Annotated in this window: 15 protein-coding genes; 5 read left to right on the forward strand and 10 right to left on the reverse strand. The window is 69.4% G+C overall.

Going from position 1 to position 16,450, the window contains the following annotated elements:
* Window positions 1-5: 5 nt before the first annotated feature.
* A complete protein-coding gene (locus AOZ06_RS32935; protein WP_054292955.1) occupies window positions 6-830 on the reverse strand; it encodes a crotonase/enoyl-CoA hydratase family protein in 825 nt (274 codons plus the stop codon).
* Window positions 831-1,032: 202 nt separating this feature from the next.
* Here AOZ06_RS32935 and AOZ06_RS57000 point away from each other — a divergent pair, with 202 nt between their 5' ends.
* The 3 genes from AOZ06_RS57000 (at window position 1,033) to AOZ06_RS32945 (ending at window position 5,541) form a co-directional block, all read left to right on the forward strand.
* A complete protein-coding gene (locus AOZ06_RS57000; RefSeq protein ID WP_157233393.1) occupies window positions 1,033-1,206 on the forward strand; it encodes a hypothetical protein in 174 nt (57 codons plus the stop codon).
* 113 nt (window positions 1,207-1,319) lie between these two features.
* On the forward strand, window positions 1,320-5,036 hold the full coding sequence (locus tag AOZ06_RS32940; RefSeq protein WP_054292956.1) for a patatin-like protein: 3,717 nt from the start codon (window positions 1,320-1,322) through the stop codon (window positions 5,034-5,036).
* 58 nt (window positions 5,037-5,094) lie between these two features.
* On the forward strand, window positions 5,095-5,541 hold the full coding sequence (locus AOZ06_RS32945) for an SRPBCC family protein (RefSeq protein ID WP_054292957.1): 447 nt from the start codon (window positions 5,095-5,097) through the stop codon (window positions 5,539-5,541).
* On the opposite strand, the gene sigJ is transcribed toward AOZ06_RS32945, so the two are convergent.
* A complete protein-coding gene (sigJ, locus tag AOZ06_RS32950) occupies window positions 5,522-6,442 on the reverse strand; it encodes an RNA polymerase sigma factor SigJ (RefSeq protein ID WP_083472091.1) in 921 nt (306 codons plus the stop codon). The genes AOZ06_RS32945 and sigJ overlap by 20 nt on opposite strands.
* A gap of 53 nt (window positions 6,443-6,495) precedes the next feature.
* Between sigJ and AOZ06_RS32955 the strand changes: the two genes are divergently transcribed.
* Complete coding sequence (locus AOZ06_RS32955; RefSeq protein WP_236951816.1) at window positions 6,496-7,161, forward strand: class I SAM-dependent methyltransferase; 666 nt, start codon at window positions 6,496-6,498, stop codon at window positions 7,159-7,161.
* A gap of 57 nt (window positions 7,162-7,218) precedes the next feature.
* Window positions 7,219-7,734 carry a carboxymuconolactone decarboxylase family protein gene (locus tag AOZ06_RS32960; RefSeq protein WP_225952963.1) on the forward strand — a complete coding sequence of 172 codons (516 nt, stop codon included), beginning with the start codon at window positions 7,219-7,221 and terminating at the stop codon, window positions 7,732-7,734.
* Between the two features lie 59 nt (window positions 7,735-7,793).
* Here AOZ06_RS32960 and AOZ06_RS32965 read toward each other — a convergent pair whose 3' ends face one another.
* The 8 genes from AOZ06_RS32965 to AOZ06_RS33000 are packed head-to-tail and all read right to left on the reverse strand — an operon-like array spanning window position 7,794 to window position 16,386.
* Window positions 7,794-8,630 (reverse strand): sugar phosphate isomerase/epimerase family protein, encoded by an 837-nt coding sequence (locus AOZ06_RS32965; RefSeq protein ID WP_054292959.1) that lies wholly within the window; start codon window positions 8,628-8,630, stop codon window positions 7,794-7,796.
* Window positions 8,631-8,640: 10 nt separating this feature from the next.
* Complete coding sequence (locus AOZ06_RS32970; protein WP_054292960.1) at window positions 8,641-9,648, reverse strand: sugar phosphate isomerase/epimerase family protein; 1,008 nt, start codon at window positions 9,646-9,648, stop codon at window positions 8,641-8,643.
* Between the two features lie 2 nt (window positions 9,649-9,650).
* On the reverse strand, window positions 9,651-11,048 hold the full coding sequence (locus AOZ06_RS32975) for an alkaline phosphatase family protein (RefSeq protein ID WP_054292961.1): 1,398 nt from the start codon (window positions 11,046-11,048) through the stop codon (window positions 9,651-9,653).
* A complete protein-coding gene (gene eboE, locus AOZ06_RS32980) occupies window positions 11,045-12,130 on the reverse strand; it encodes a metabolite traffic protein EboE (protein ID WP_054292962.1) in 1,086 nt (361 codons plus the stop codon). The genes AOZ06_RS32975 and eboE overlap by 4 nt, the downstream gene beginning before the upstream one ends.
* Window positions 12,127-12,990: a TatD family hydrolase gene (locus AOZ06_RS32985; protein WP_054292963.1), complete on the reverse strand. Its 864-nt coding sequence runs from the start codon at window positions 12,988-12,990 to the stop codon at window positions 12,127-12,129. The genes eboE and AOZ06_RS32985 overlap by 4 nt, the downstream gene beginning before the upstream one ends.
* A complete protein-coding gene (locus AOZ06_RS32990) occupies window positions 12,990-14,432 on the reverse strand; it encodes an EboA domain-containing protein (protein WP_054292964.1) in 1,443 nt (480 codons plus the stop codon). Before AOZ06_RS32990 ends, AOZ06_RS32985 begins: the two co-directional genes overlap by 1 nt.
* A complete protein-coding gene (locus AOZ06_RS32995) occupies window positions 14,429-15,268 on the reverse strand; it encodes an SCO3242 family prenyltransferase (protein WP_157233859.1) in 840 nt (279 codons plus the stop codon). Before AOZ06_RS32995 ends, AOZ06_RS32990 begins: the two co-directional genes overlap by 4 nt.
* Entirely contained in the window at window positions 15,265-16,386 is a 1,122-nt protein-coding gene (locus AOZ06_RS33000; protein WP_236951817.1) for an inositol-3-phosphate synthase, read from the reverse strand. Before AOZ06_RS33000 ends, AOZ06_RS32995 begins: the two co-directional genes overlap by 4 nt.
* Window positions 16,387-16,450 lie beyond the last annotated feature (64 nt).

A 16,450-nucleotide genomic window follows, 5' to 3' on the forward strand; every position in this document is an offset into this window, starting at 1 on the left:
CGCGATTATTCACCGGAGAACTCCGGATCGCGACGCTCGAGGAACGCCTGTACCGCTTCACCCAGGTCCTTGCTCGGCAGGAACGCCGCGTTCCACGTCGAGACGTAGCGAAGGCCGTCGGCCACGCGGGGCGCGCGCTGGTGGTCGAGCACGTCCTTGACGCCCTGCACCACGAGCGGCGGGTTCTTGGCGATCGACGCGGCCAGCTCGTGCGCGGCGGCCAGCAGCGCGTCCTGGTCCGCGTACACGTCGTTGACCAGGCCGATCTTCTCGGCGCGGGCCGCGTCGACGTCCTTGCCGGTGTACGCGAGCTCGCGCAGGTGGCCCTCGCCGACGATCCCGCCGAGCCGCTGCAGGCTGCCGATGTCCGCGACCATCGCGACCCGCACCTCGCGGACGCTGAACTTCGCGTCCGCCGACGCCAGCCGGATGTCGGCGGCCGCGATCAGGTCGACACCACCGCCGACGCACCAGCCGGAGACCGCGGCGATCACCGGCTTGCGGCAGTCCGCGACGGCGGTGACCGAGTCCTGCATGGTGCGGATCTTGGCGAGGAACTCGGTGCGCGCACCGGCCAGCGCGGTGCCGCCGAGCATCCCGCCCCACTCGGTCATCATCGCGGGCAGGTCGAGGCCGTAGGAGAAGTGCTTGCCGCTGCCGGTGAGCACGATCGCGCGGATGTCCGGGTCGGCGTCGAGCTCGCGGAACACGACCGGCAGTTCGCGCCAGAAGTCCGGGCCCATCGCGTTGCCCTTGCCCGGTCCGAGCAGCGTCACCTCGGCGACGTGACCGGACTGCTTCACCTGGAGCGATACGAGGTTGTCAGCCATGCCCCCATCATTGCCTACCGACGGGTAACACAGCTAATACCCCGTTCGGAGTAGTGACGATTCACCCACCGCATCCGGTAATCACCACTTTGGGTAAGTGTCGCCGACATGCCCGGATCGCCCGGTCGTGTCCGGTCACTGCGTGAGACCGTGGGCTTCAGGAATATGCCCGCGTACGTCCAGACGAGAGGAGCGGCACGACATGACCCAACCGCGTCCGATGTCCACGCCGATCTTCGACGAGCTATTGCGCGAGTTCACCAGCCGGATGGACGAGCTGCGGGCCACCCAGCCCGACGAGGCCGAACCCGCGGCCGTGACCTCGGCCCAGAGCGCACCGGCGGCCCAGGCCCCGCATCGCCACAGAGCGGAGTGATCCGCTTCGGTAGGGTCTCCCCCACGGCACGGCGCATCACGAACAGGTGACAAGGCGTAACCGCTTGCGCCGACCGGCCGATGGTCGAGTGTCGCCGATGGGGAGTCGCCGCCATGACCGAAGAGCAGGACCCGACCTGGGAGGAAGTCCGGTTCGCCGTCGTGCTGAACGGCGGCGTCAGCCTCGCGGTCTGGATGGGCGGCGTGGTGCTGGAACTGGACCGGCTCACGCGCGCCGCGGGCGGGTACGCGGACCTGCTGGGACTGGTCGGCGCCACCGCGCGGGCCGACGTGATCAGCGGGACGTCCGCCGGGGGCATCAACGGCGCCGCGCTGGCGCTCGCGCAGGTCAATCCGAGCGCCGATCTCAACAGCCTGCGTGAGCTGTGGGCCGAGCAGGGCCGGATGGACCTGCTGCTGCGCACGCCGTTCAAGGGCGCACCGGTGTCGCTGCTCAAGGGAGACGAGTTCTTCCTGCCACGCCTCGAAGACGCGATGCGCAGGCTGACCACGCGCTACGAGCCGCGGGACGTCCAGGCGCGGCCGATGGACCTGCGGATCACCACGACCTTGTTGCAGGGCGTCACGAAGACCACGACGGACGCGCTCGGCCAGCGGCTGACGCAGACCGTCCACCAGGGCAGTTTCCGGTTCCGGCGCGACGACGAGCTGGACCACTTCGCCGAGAACGGTCGCCTCCCGGGAGATCTGACCCACCAGCTCGCGCTGGCGGCGCGGTCGTCGGCGTCGTTCCCCGTCGCGTTCGAGCCGTCCTACGTGCCGTTGGACGAGAACTCGCCGATGCGGGATGTCGCGTCGTGGGACCGTTCGCAGTACGTGGTCGACGGCGGCGCGTTGGTGAACACGCCGACCCGTGAGGCGCTGGAGGCCATCGACCAGATGCCCGCGGAGGGACCGACGCGGCGGGTCATGCTGCTGGTGTTCCCGCACGCGGCCGCCGCCGGGCCGGAGAAACCGCCGCAGGCCAAGGTCGACCAGCCCAGCGTGGTCGGCGCGGTCCGGTCGATCATGCGGGCGCAGTCCAGCCAGAGCAACCGCACGTTCGTCGACGAGATCGAGAAGTACAACCGCGGCGCCGGTGCCCGGCGCGGCGGCCGGAACGCGCTGCTCGCCCGTCTGTCCACATCGGATGGCCCGGTCGCCGGTCAGCTGTACTCGCTCGTCGCCACGCTGCACCCGCACTACCGCGACATCCGGCTGCGGCGGGCGGCGTGGAAGCTGGCCGAACGCCAGATGGTCGCCCGCGCCAGGACCGGTGACCCGCACGGCGAGGCGTGGTCGTTCGAGCGGATCAAGGACGCGGTCGAGGTCGCGCACCGCAAGTGGCTGCGGGACAACGGTTCCCTGCCGTACGTGCCCGCGACCGAGCCGCCGGTGAGCATCAGCGAGCTCGGCGACGCGGGCTGGCCGTGGGACATCACGACGGGCGAGCGGATCGCGGCGTCCGCTTTGGACATGCTCAAGCGCCTGGTCTGGGTGATGCCGAAGGATTCCGCGATCAGCGAGATCCACGCGGCACGGGCCACTGTGCACGCCACACGCGCGCGGCTGCGCCGGATGCGCCTGGCGATGCACAAGGCGTGGGAGGACGAGCCGGTCGAGTCGCCGGACGGCGAGTGCTGGGCGAACCGGCTCGTCGAGTACAACACGCGCATGACCGGCGAGGAAGGCACCTCGGTCCGGCAGTTGGTGTTGCGTGTCGCGGACGCGTTCGGCGCAGGCGCCCGGATCCTCGCCTCGGACGACGCGTTGGTCGTGCGTGACCCGGATCTGTTGGCGTGGCGTGACTTCGCGCAGTTGTCGGACGACGACCAGGACGCGTCGTTCCCGCCGGAGTACCGGTGGCTCTCGCGGTTGCTCGCGCTGGAGATCGCGACCACGTGCCTGGCCGACGACTCGGACGCGCCGGAGGAGCAGCAGGTCGAACTGGCGCAGATCAGCCTGCAGACGGCGAACCCGTTCGCCCGCTTGAGCCTCACGCCCGACGACAAGGCCGGTGGCTACTCGTTGTCGCGGTTCTCCGGGTTCCTGAAACGGTCGTGGCGCGCGAACGACTGGATCTGGGGCCGGATGGACGCGGCCAGCATGCTGTGCCGGGTGATGCTGGACCCGGCCAGGATCCGGCGCGCGGCGGACCTGTCCGGCCAGCTGGGCACGGTGGACGCGGCCACCGTCGTCGACGACCTGGTCAAGCGCTTGTTCGGCGGCCTGCCGACCGACCAGCGGATCCGGCAGTGCCGTGACGAAGCCGTCGCTGAGCTCGCCCACGCGCTGGACGCCGAAGCGGGTTCCGCGTTGCCCGCCACCTGCACGGCGCTCGCCGACCTGGTGGCGTGGGCGTCGCACATCCAGATCATCATCGAGGAGCTGCCGGAACTGCGGCGGGCGATCGCCGCGGACGCCGTCGACGGCGCGAACGTCCGCTCGCACGGTGAACGGTTCGTCAAGCAGTACGCGGGCCTGCTCGACACGCTCGAACGGCTGCCTGCGGGACAGCCGCTGACGCCGGAAACCGCCGACCTGGGGATCAAGGCGCTGGAGGCGTTCGACCGCGCCGGCATCGGCCGTGAACCGCTCGGTGACGAAGCCGCCAGCGACCAGATGATCCGCACGGTGGCGACGGCGGCGGCGACCGCGATCACGCTCGCCGACAGCCCGCAGCTCGGCGTGAAAGCGGCCCGGCCGGTGACACGGTCGTTGCGTGGCGTGGTGTTGCTGCCGTACTGGGCGATCTTCGGGCTGACCAAGGGCGGCAAGCTGGCGCGGTTCCTCGGCCAGTTCGGGCTCGCCACGGGTGGGCTGCTGCTGGTGCTGGCGATGTTCGGTGCCCTGCCGGAATGGGCGGAGGCGCCGGCGGCGTCGTTCGGCGGCGGGGCGATCCTGGCGGCCTTCGGCTACAGCGCGGTCCGCACCAGCAGCCTGCTGCACGGACTGGTCCTGCTCTCCCCTGTCATTCCCCTGGTGGCGTACGGGCTGTCGGAAACCGGGTCGGCGCAGACCCGTCACGGGCTCACCGGGCTGATCGGTTTCGTCTGTGTCGTCGCGGCCCTGTTGTTGCTGGGCAGCCTGCCGGGCACGAGCCTGACGCCGATGGGCAGCGTGGGCAAGCTGATCACGGGATTCCCGGCGTGGCTGAAATCCGGTGGCTGGGTGGGGCCGCTGGTGGCGCTGGGCGTGGTCGGCGCGGGGGCGCTGATCTGGTTGAGCGGGATCTTCGGCATCCTGGACGCGAACGCGGTGCTCGTGCTGATCGTGACAGCGGGCCTGGTGGCCGTTGCGGCGGTGCTGAGCTACTTCGGCGGCCGTGGCCTGCGCACCTGGCACCGGCACCCGGAGAAGGGCTGGATCGACCCGGCCACCCGCGACCCGTCGGCAGCGGCGGCGGGCTGGGCCGTGGTGTACGGCTCGATGTACGTGCTGTTCGCCATCGCCCTGTCCTTCACCGCCCCGGGGACACCGTTCGCCGCGCCCTGGTGGTCAGCGGCACCGTGGTGGGCACGAGCGGGGATGGCCACGGCGATCACGTTCGCCACCGTCCTGCTGCTCGTCGTGCCGTGGTACGTCCCGTGGCGAGCCCGGACAGCGCTGTACAAGAAGCTCTACGACGAGGCGTTGCCGACGCTCTACGCCGAGACGTCGATGCGGGACATCACCGACCGGCTCTGCTCCCGCATCGAGGCGCACGGCGTCATCTGCCGTGGCCTGGCCCGCAAACCGGACACCGACGACACGTTCCTGCTGACCCCGGCGGGCAAACGCCTCGCCACCCGGATCCAGCGGAAGCTGACGGCCGCGCGCAGCAAGAACTGATCGATGCCCGGCAATCCCGCGCATGTCCCCGGGCCGTGACCGCCCGTAGTCTCGGATCGTGCAGAACTACGATGTGACCGCGACGTCCACGGCGTCCCCGGCGGTCGTCTGGCGCCTGCTCCTCGACGCGCGGACATGGCCAGTCTGGTCCGCTGTGGACGAACTCGTCCTGGACCGCTCCAGCGGCCTCGACCCGGACGGCCGCGACCCCGTCGGCGCGGTCCGCGCGTTCCGCACAGGGAAAACCGTGACCGGCGAACGCCTGACCGGGCTCGTCGAGGAGAAGCGGATGACGTACGAGGACGCGTTCAACAAAGCCATCCACGACTACGACGCGACCATCGAACTCACCCCGACCAGCGACGGCGGCACACTCATCCGCTGGCACGGCACGTACGCCACCCGGTGGGGAATGGGGTTGCTGATGCGCGGAGTCATGGGCCGCGTCATGCAGCAGATGGTCGACGGCCTCGCGTCGCACGCCGCTAGCTGGTCCAAGGCTTGAGTTTCTCGGGGTTGCGCACGCCCCAGATGTGTTTGACGCGGCCGTCGACGATGTCGAACGCCGCCACCAGCACGGTCACACCGCCCATCTGGCCGATCAGGCCGGGCTGGCCGTTGACGACGCGCTCCAGCACCTTCAGGTCCGGCACTCCGTTGGCGATGTCGACGAGGCCCTGTGCGATCCGCTCCCCGCCCTCGATCGGGTGCAGCGCGGCCGCGACCACTCCACCGCCGTCACCGATCGCTGTGGCGTCCGGGTCCAGCAGGCCGACGAGGGCCTCGATGTCCTTGGCTTCCCACGCCTGTTTGAAGGCACGGACGACCTCGGCGTGCTCGGCTGAGGGAATCGGGGCGCGCTGGGCGGCGCGGACACGGCGCCGGGCCGAGGATGCCAACTGGCGGCAGGCCGTCGGTGCGCGCCCCACCACCTCGGCGACTTCGGCGAACGGGTAGCGGAAAACGTCGTGCAGGACGAACGCGACACGCTCCGCCGGGGTCATCGAGTCGAGCACCACCAGGAACGCCATGGTGATGGACTCGTCGAGCGTGACGCGGTCGGCTGGGTCGCCGGGCGTGTCCGTGTGCTCCGGCAAAGGTTCCGGGAGCCACTCGCCCACGTAGCGTTCCCGCCGGGCGCGGGCCGAGCGGAGCTGGTCGAGGCAGATGCGGCTGGCGACAGTGGTCAGCCAGGCGCCGGGTGCGTCGATGGCTTGTTGCTCGCCGGGTGACATGGCGTACCAGCGGGCGTAGGTCTCCTGCACGACGTCCTCGGCGTCGGTGAGGGAGCCGAGCAGCCGGTAGGCGAGGTTGATCAGCTGTCGCCGCTCGCTCATGATCTCGTTCAAGCTGGTCACCTCCCTCTGACGAGATAGCGGGCCGAAGTGTGAGGCCAGTAGGTTCATCTCACATGACAGGCGACGCGTACGCAGGTTTGTCAAGCCACTACGACATGGTGATGACGTCGGGATATTACGACTACGACGTGTATTCGGCGGCGATTCTGAGGTTGGCCGGGCAGCGCCGGGACGTGCTGGAAGTGGGCGTGGGAACCGGCCTGGTCTGCGAGAAACTGCTGGAACTGAGCCAGGGCGACGTGCGGATCACCGGGATCGACACCAGTGCGAGCATGCTCGGCCAGGCACGGCGGCGCCTGCGCGACCGGGTGCGGCTCGAACAGCAGGACGTGTTGCGGCTGGCTCTGAACCAGGTCTTCGACGTCGTCTACTCCGTCGGCGGCGTCTGGGCGTTCACCCGCACCGACGACGGCATCCCGATGGCCAGTTTCCTGCGGTCGGACAGCGAGAACGAGCAGGCTTTCGGGAACTTGCGGAGTTGTCTCAGGCCCGGCGGGATCCTGTTGGTGGCCGTGCAGCGGCCGCACGTGGACCACAGCCTGCGGCTGCCGGGTGGGCTGGCCCACCGGCAGGAAGTGCACGACGCGGGCGACAACTTGCTGACCGAGGACTACTGGATCACCGACGGGCCGGTCACCGTTGCCCACCAGCGCTCGACGTTCCGGATCCTCGGCCTGACGGAATCGGTCCGCCTGCTGGCTCGCTGCGGCTTCCGGTCCGACGGGCTGGACGCCGACGGTCTCTTCCACTGCTTCACCCGCGTGTAGCCCCGCCTCACATTTCACGGAGCCACGTCGTCGGACTACCACAAGACCATCCGACACATGGGAGACAAGCAGATGACCGCGACGACCGAGCAGGACACCGTTCAATCACGACTGCCCGACCCGTCTCCGTTCTTCCCGGACATGACCACGTTGGCCGCGGCGATGAACAAGACCGTCCGCAACGGGTCGATCCCGTCGAGCACCATCGCGCTCGTGCAGTTGCGCGGCGGGCAGATCGTCGGCAGCACGTACCACACCGTCATGCAGACCAAGCTCATGCGCGCGGCCGGTGAGACGCAAGAGCGCATCGCCGCTCTGCCGTCGTGGCGGGACGCTCCTTACTTCACCGAGCCGGAGCGGGCCGCGCTGGAACTCGTGGAAGCCGTCCTCGTCCCCAATCCCCTGGGGGAACGGGTTCCCGACGAGCTGTACATCAGGGTGTCCGGGCACTACGACGAGAAGGAGCTCTGGACGCTCACCATGGCGATCGCCCAGATCTGCTTCTTCATCCCCGTCGGCCTGATCGCCAAGCCCATCCCCGGCGCGCCGCTGGGCCGGAACTACAGCTCCTGACAACCGGAAGCCGCCTTGGGGTGTGGGGGTGCCCAAGGCGGCTTTCCTGTGCCACAGCGTCAGAACCTGAGGTTCGCCAGGTAGTCGAAGCCGGTCTTCGCGGTCACGAGCGCGTCCGTCGGTTCGTCGTGCTCGACGATGAACTGGTCGATGCCCTCGTGCCAGGTGCGGCGGAAGATGTTGCCGAAGTCGATCACGCCCTTGCCGGGGTCGACCATCTTGCCGTCCTTGGTGCGGTCCTTCACGTGGTAGTGCAGGACGCGACCGTAGTTCTCGTAGACGAGCCAGATCGGGTCGGCACCGGCGTGCACCGCCCAGAACAGGTCGATCTGCAGGTGCACGTTGCGGTGCGTCGTCCCCTTGGTGATCAGGTCCCAGGGCCGTTGGCCCTCCACCTTGCGGAACTCGTGGTCGTGGTTGTGGTAGCCGAGGGTGAACCCGGCCTCCCGGATGGTCTGGCCCGCCGCCTCGAGGCGGGTGGCGAAGGCCTTCCACCCGGCCGCGGTGCCGTGGTTCTCGTACGGGTGCACCAGTTTCTGGTTGCCCAGGATCTTCGCGTCGGCGATCAGCTTGTTGATGTCGTCACCGATGTTGATGTGCGACGACGGCGCCTGGATGTGGTACTTGTCCAGCAGCTTGCGGAACTCCGCCGCGCTGCGGCCGTAGGTCCCGGCCAGTTCCACGCGCTGGTAGCCGATGTCGGCCAGCGCGGAGAGGGTGCCCTCCAGGTCGTTCTGCAGGTTCGACCGCAGGGTGTACAGCTGGATGCTGATCTTGTCGCGGGGAATGCGCAGCTTGGGACGTGACGACGCCGCTGCCGCCGTGCCCGGTAACGCCACTGCCGCGACACCCGCGGCGGCGGCGCCGCGCAGCATGGACCTACGGGACAGTTCCATGGTGATCCCTTCAGGACTTCTTCGAGCTGAACGCCGCGTCGAAAGCCGCGGCGGGCGGGTCGAAAACCAGGTTGCGGATGAACTTCACCGCTTCTTCCGCGCCACGAAGCCGATCCATCCCCGCGTCCTCCCACTCCACGGAGATCGGGCCGGTGTAGGAGATCGCGTTCAGCGCGCGGAAGCACTCCTCCCACGGCACGTCGCCGTGCCCGGTCGACACGAAGTCCCAGCCGCGCCGGGGATCGGCCCACGCCAGGTGCGAGCCCATCCGGCCGTTGCGGCCGTCGAAGCGCTTCTTGGTGTCCTTGCAGTCGACGTGGTAGATCCGGTCGGCGAAGTCGAGGATGAACCCGACCGGGTCGAGGTCCTGCCAGACGAAGTGCGACGGGTCCCAGTTCAGCCCGAACGCGGGCCGGTTGTCCACCGCGTCGAGGGTTTTGCGGGTCGTCCAGTAGTCGTACGCGATCTCCGACGGGTGCACCTCGTGCGCGAACCGCACGCCCTCCTCGTCGAACACGTCCAGGATCGGGTTCCAGCGGTCGGCGAAGTCCTGGTAGCCGTCGTCGATCACGTCCTGGCCGACCGGCGGGAACATCGCAACGTACTTCCAGATCTTCGACCCGGTGAAGCCGATCACCGTGTCCACACCGAGTTTGCGCGCGGCGCGGGCGGTGTCGGCCAGTTCCTTGGCGGCGCGCTGGCGCACGCCCTCGGCGTCACCGTCGCCCCAGATCCGGGTGGGCACGATGTTCTGGTGCCGGAAGTCGATCGGGTCGTCGCAGATCGCCTGGCCGACCAGGTGGTTGGAGATCGCCCAGACCTTGAGCCCGTGCCGCTGGAGTATCTTGTGCCGACCGGCCACGTAGTCCGGTTCGGACAGTGCGCGGTCCACTTCGAAGTGGTCACCGGAGCAGGCGATCTCGAGGCCGTCGTATCCCCAGCTCGATGCGAGCCGGCACACCTCCTCGAACGGCAGGTCCGCCCACTGCCCGGTGAACAGCGTGATCGGTCGGCTCATCACTATCCTTTCAGAACTTCGGCCAACGGCCTGATGTCTTGCAGGCCAAGCAACAGCGAGTGCACGTCGACGGCCGACAGCCTGTCCCTGCCGGGATCGCGGCTGTCGGAGCACAGCAGCACCGGCCCGTCCTGCGGCGAGTCCGGCAGCCTGCCGTGCGATCCGCGCACGAGCGCGCCGTCCAGCGGGACGACGTTCATCGCGTACCGCAGTCCGGTCTTCTTCTTCAGCAGGTTCAGCCCGGCCTTGGCCTTCACCAGCGGGTCGGCCGGGTTGAAGAACAGCTCGGCCGGGTCGTAGCCGGGCTTGCGGTGGATCTCCACTCCCCTGGCGAAATCCGGCGCGCGGTCGTCGTCGAGCCAGTAGTAGTAAGTGAACCACGCGTCCGGCTCGGCCACCACCACGAGATCGCCCGCGCGCGGGTGGTCGAGCTGGTAGCGAGCCTGTTCGACGCGGTCGAGGACCACGTCCACGCCGGGCTGCCGCTCCAGCACGTCCTTGACCCGCGCCAGATCGTTGTTGTCCTGCACGTAGACGTGCGCGACCTGGTGGTCGGCGACCGCGAAAGCCCTGGAGACCCACGGATCCAGGTACTCCATACCGTCCTGTGTGTACACCTCGAGCAGACCTTCGGCGCGCAGGGTCCGGTTGACGTCGATCGGCCTGCTGGCGTTGGTGATGCCGTACTCGCTCAACGCGACCACGGTCGCCCCGGCGGCCTTCGCGTCCTGCAGCAGCGGCGCCAGCGCGGCGTCCACGTCACGCGCCGCGTCGACCGCCTGCGGCGAGTCCGGGCCGAACCGCTGCAGGTCGTAGTCCAGGTGCGGGACGTACACCAGCAGCAGGTCCGGTTTGTGCCCGGACAGGATCCTGCGGGAGGCCTCGACGATCCACTTGCTGGACGCGATCGACGCGGTCGGGCCCCAGTACTGGAAAAGCGGGAAGTCCCCCAGCGCCTCGGTCAGTTCGTCGTGCAGCCGGACCGGGCGGGTGTAGCAGTCCGGCTCCTTCTTGCCGTCCGCGTAGTAGATCGGCCTCGGCGTGACGGTCAGGTCCGTCGTCGCGCCCATCGCGTACCACCAGCACACGTTCGCCGAGGTGTAGCCGGGGTTCGCGGCACGGGCGACCTCCCACAGCTTGTCACCGCCGACGAGCTTGTTGTGCTGGCGCCACAGGAAGATCTCACCGAGTTCCCTGAAGTACCAGCCGTTGCCGACGATGCCGTGCTCCGCGGGCATCTTGCCGGTGAGGAACGTCGACTGCGCGCTGCACGTGACCGCGGGCAGCACCGTGCCCAGTTCCGCCTGCCAGCCGTTGTCGGCGATGCGGGAGACGTTCGGCATGTGCTTGAGCAGTCGTGGCGTCATCCCGACGATGTCGATGACGACAAGGGGCTTCATGAGACCTCCAGGTTCAGGCGGCCCTCTGCCCAGGCCAGCTCCGCTGCTATACCGTCTACCAGATCCTGCCGGTGCCGGTCGGGCAGCACGTTCCACGTGTAGGTCTCGACTTCGACGATCCGGTCACTGGGCACCGTGTCCAGCACTTCGGTCAGCACGTCGGTCGTCGATCCCAGCGGCTCGTCGGGTTCGGCGTGCAGCGGTACGTGGAAGTGCACCCGCCACGGCCCGACCGCAGGCAAAGACTCCAGCGCCTCGGGCAGGTCGTCGGCGGTCAGAATGGTTCCGCATGGCGCCGACTCCCGGACCTGGTGCAGGTAGCGCGGCTCGGCGAACTCCTCCAGCTGCTCGTAGGCGGCCTTCGGGTCCTCGACGTGCAACGCCGCCGACGCCTGTACCTTGACGATCTCCAGCCCCGCGGTCTCGATCGAGCGCACGGTCTCGACCGGGTCGGCGAAGGACACCGCCAGGTGGCAGGTGTCCAGGCACAGTCCGATGTACTCCGGGTCGACGCGTGGCGCCAGCCATTCGACGGTGTCGGCGACAGTGTCCAAGATGCACCCCGGCTCCGGTTCGACCGCGAGCTTGATCAAGCGCTCGGTCGATCGGAGGCTCCGGGTCAGCTCGGCCAACGCGTCCTGTGCCGCCGTGTCGTCCGCCTCGGTCCACGGTTCACGCCAGCCGAGCGGGAGCGTGGAAATCCCGCCGTACGCGGCGTCGTCGGGCAGCAGGCCGTTCAGCACCGTGACGCAATCCGTTGTGTACTTCAATCGGCGCCGGTCGGTCCAGCGCGGCTCGTACACCGCCAGTTTCACCACATCGGCGTGGAAACCACCGTAGGGGAAGGCGTTCATGGTGATCACGTCGAGACCGCGGGCATCCAGCTCGGCGCGGAACTTGCGCAACTCGGTCTGCGACGAGGCCAGACCGGCCGCCACGGCCGCGGCCAGCCACAGACCCAGCCCGAGCCGGTCCGCGCCCAGCTTCTCCCGCACCGGCACGGCGTACGTGTCCAGCTGGGCCAGGATCCCTGGCAGGTCCTCGGCCGGGTGCACGTTGGTGCAGTAGCAGAGCCGGGTCATCGGCGGCCACCCCGCAGCACCGAGTTGCCCGCGAACGTCTCCGCCGACGCGGTGAACCCGGGCAGCTCGTCGAGCACGAGCCGCCCGCTCTGGCCGTAGAAGTCGACCGGGTTCTGCCAGAGCACCTTGTCCACGTCGGCTGCGGTGAACCCCGCTTCGAGCATCTGGCGCGCGGTCTTGTACGTCTTCAACGGGTCCGAGCGGCCCCAGTCGGCGGCGGAGTTCACCAGGACCTTGTCGGTGCCGTACTCCTTGAGGATGGCGACCATCCGGTCCTCGTCCATCTTGGTGTCCGGGTAGATCGAGAACCCCATCCAGCAGCCGGAGTCCTTGACGGTCTTGACCGTGACCTCGTTGAGGTGGTCGACCGCGACGAACTCCGGTGCGATCCCGGACTCCTTGACCACGTCCAGCGTCCGATGTGTACCAGCGAGCTTGTCGCGGTGCGGGGTGTGCACGAGCGCGGGCAGTTCGTGCTCGACGGCCATCGCGAGCTGGCGGGCGAAGGCGTCGTCCTCCTCTGGCGTCATCGAGTCGTAGCCGACCTCGCCGACCGCGACCACGCCGTCCTTGGCGAGGTAGCGCGGCAGGATGTCCAGCACCGGCGTGCAGCGGGGGTCGTTGGCTTCCTTCGGGTTCAACGCGATCGTGCAGTGGTGGCGGATGCCGAACTGGGCCGCGCGGAACCGCTCCCACCCGATCAGCGCGTCGAAGTAGTCCTTGAACGAGTCGACGCCGGTGCGGGGCTGGCCCAGCCAGAAGGCCGGTTCGACGATGGCGCGCACGCCGGCGGCGAACATCGCCTCGTAGTCGTCGGTGGTCCGCGAGGTCATGTGGATGTGCGGGTCGAAGATGCGCATCAGCTGGTCTCCAAGAGGCGTACGGCGTCGGCAGGGACTTCGCGGCCCGCCGCTCTGCGCTCGTCGGCGTAGTCGGCGATCATCCGGAGCAGCTCGGGGTCGGTCCGGCGGTCCACGGCCGCGACCGCGGCCAGCGGGACACCGACGAACAGGCACTTGAGCACGCCGTGCCGCCAGGAGTGCTGGTCGAGGTGTTCGCCGGCGAACGGCCCGAGCGCGGCGGCGACCAGCCGGATGTCGTTGGTCCGCAACGCGTCCTGGACGAGGCCGAGCCCGGCTTCGACCACCGTCGGCGGCAGCGTCGTCAGTCCACGCAGGACACCACGGCGTTCCGCGTCGTCGCCGTAGCGGTAGAGCTCGGTCACCTCGGCCGCGAGTTCCGCCGCAGGCAGGACGCCCGCCAGCGCGGCGAGCAAACGTGTGCGGGCCAGATCGTCCACCGTGCCGTGGATCAGGCCCTGCGGATCGATTTCCGGCCGCATGGCCTGACGGCCGACTTTCCGGCCGACAGCGGGGAACAGCGCACGCACGGCGGCCGGTTCGGCCCGGACCCGCCGCTCGGCGTCAACCAGCCAGGGATGATCCACTTCTCCCACCCATTCCGAATCCGCGAGTGGCATGGCGGCGGTCAGCGCGGCGAACGCGCGGCGCGCGACGTCGGGCGCGGCGTGGCTGTGCCGCGGCAGTTCCACGGCCGCCACACCGGTGTACCCGGCTTCGGCGAGCGCGGCCAGGGTGCCCGGCAGATCGAGGTCGCCCTCGCCGAACTCGAGGTGCTCGTGCACACCTGGCCGCATATCGTCGAGCTGCACGTTGACCAGCAGCCCGGCGGCTTGCCGTACGCATTCGGCCGCGTTCACCGGTTCGACCGCGACGCAGTGCCCGACATCGAGGGTGATGCCGAGCATCTCCGGGTCGCCCAGTTCCGCGCGCAACGCGAGCGCTTGCGCGAGGTGCTGGACGTGCATTCCCGGTTCGGGTTCCAGTCCGATCCGCACCCGCCGCCGGTCGGCTTCGACCAGCACCTTGCCGACACCGCTGAGCATCCGCTGGTGCGCGGTCTCGTCATCCACATCGGACGGCTTGATGCCCGACCAGAAGGACACGCAGTCGGCGCCCAGGTCGGCGGCGATCCGGATCGCGCGGTGCAGGAAGTCGATCCGGACAGCGGTGTCGCCGGACACCAGCGTCGGGTGGTGTTTGCGCGCCGGGTCGAGCAGGTACCGGGCGCCGGTCTCCACGACGCACCGCAGGCCGAGTGACGACAGCAGCCCGGCTACCCGTCCGGTCTCCTTGACCACGTCCGCAGCGAACGGGTCGAGGTGGTGGTGGTCCAGCGTCAGCGCGACCGAGCGGTAGCCGAGGTCGGCGATGATCCGCAGGGCGTCGTCCAGCCGGTGGTTGGCGAACCCGTTGGTGCCGTAGCCGAGAGCGAAGCTCATGTCGGGCTCACCTTCTTGGCCAGCTTGCGCGCCAGCGGCAACGCGGCCGACAGCAGCCCCGCGCCGAGCAGCGAGCCGCGCCGGGCGGCCAGCGCCGCTTGCAACGGGACCATGCCGTGGATTCCTGCCACGGTGGCCTTGCGCACGGTCGGACCGGACGGGTCCTTGGTGGCCGCGAGCTGTGCGTATCCGACGTTCGCCGCGTACATCCCGCCGAAGGCCACCGCGCCCAGCCGGTGCCGCCACGACGCGGATTTCCCGACCACAGCGGCGGTCGTGGCCACCGCGGTCCCGGTCAGCGCTGCTTTGGCAACGATGTCGGACGCGCCGTGGACCTCCCCGCGCGACAACGCGGTGAGCCCCAGCGTGTGCCCGGCCACGACCGTGGCGGCAGGCAGGGCGGATCGTGCGCCGCCGGCGCCGAGCATCACGTCGAGCCCGCGGCACAACGCCATCCCCGCCGGACCGGCCACAGTGGACTTCAGCACCAGGTCGTACGCCCACACGGCCGCCGCCAGCGGCACCGCGGCCTTCAGCGACTTGCTGTACGCCGCCAGCGCCAGACCGGCCGCGGTCAGGCCACCGGCCACCGCAAGCGCTTGGTTCGGCGAGATCCGCCCGGACGGGATCGGGCGTTCCGGCCTTTCCCGCGCGTCAAGCGCCCGATCGGACCAATCGTTGAGCGCCATTCCCGACCAGTAGAACGCGACGGACGCCAACGGCAACGCCAGGCGCCTGCCCCCCAACGGGTTCCCGGACGCCGCCGCGCCGGCCAGCGTGTCACCGAGGACGGACAACGCCGCCGGCGCACGCACCAGTTCCACGTACGCCCTCACAGGTCGGCCGCCCATTGCGCGAGCATCCGGGTCTGTTCGGCGAACCGGTGCTCGTCGGTCCCCAAGGGATCCTTGAAGAAGAACGCCAGCGCGGGCAACGCTCCGCTCTGCCCGTCCGCGTGCGCGGCGCCGACCAGCCTCGCGAGGTCCAGCACGAGCGGGGCCGCGAGCGCCGAGTCGTAGCCGTCCCAGGTGAACTGCAGACTCATCTTGGCGCCGAGGAAACCCTCGAACGACACGTAGTCCCACGCGATCTTGCGCTCGGCCAGGTCCGGCACGTTGTCGATGTGCAGCGGCGCGGTGACGTCGCCGATCAGCTGGGCCAGGCCGCGTGCCTTGGACTCCAGCTTGCCCTTGGCCTGGTCGGGGTCGGCCAGGTTGGCGCCGTCGCCGCCGCCGAGCAGGTTCGTGCCCGCCCACGACCGTACGTTGAGCGCACGCGCGACGAACATCGGCGCGAGCACTGTGCGCAGCAGGGTCTCCCCGGTCTTGCCGTCCGCACCCGCGTACGGCAGGTCCTGGCGGCGGGCCAGTTCCACCAGCGCGGGCATCCGGATTCCCGGGGACGGGGTGAAGTCGACGTACGGGCTGCCCGTGGTCAACGCGGCGTACGCACCGAGCGAGCTCGGCGGCAGAACCGTCCGTTGTGGATCGTTCAGTGCCCGGTCGAGCAGGTCCAGGTCGTCGTGTTCCGGCAACGCGGGCACGGGCGGCTCGGTCGAGGTCACGTTGACCACGACCACCCGGTCCAGCGAGTGCCGGGCACGGAAGTCGGTGATGTCCGCGGCGAGCCTGGCGGCCGCTGCCGCCTGCGACCCGGTGTGCGACACCGGGTGGTACCCGCTCCGCAGTTCGGTGTCCACCGCGCGCAGCCCGTCGGCCACGGCGGTGAACACCGAGTGGGGGATGAGGCCGGACTCGGCGAGCTGTTCGGCCCGTTTGTCCAGCGGTATCGAAACGATGTCGTGACCGCCGACGATGATCTCGTCCCAGGTCGGTAACACCGTGTGATCCATGTCGAGCCGCTCGGTGACACACCCGACCGGCCGGACCAGTCCGGCCCGCAAAGCGAGCAGACCGGTGATCGCGGTGGTCGCGACGGAGCCGCGTGCCCCCATCAGCCATAGTCCGCATCGTTGCCGCATTGGCCTCAACCTCATTCCCGCGAACGGCCGAGGTGCT

The organism is Kibdelosporangium phytohabitans (genome assembly GCF_001302585.1).
GTDB lineage: Bacteria > Actinomycetota > Actinomycetes > Mycobacteriales > Pseudonocardiaceae > Kibdelosporangium > Kibdelosporangium phytohabitans.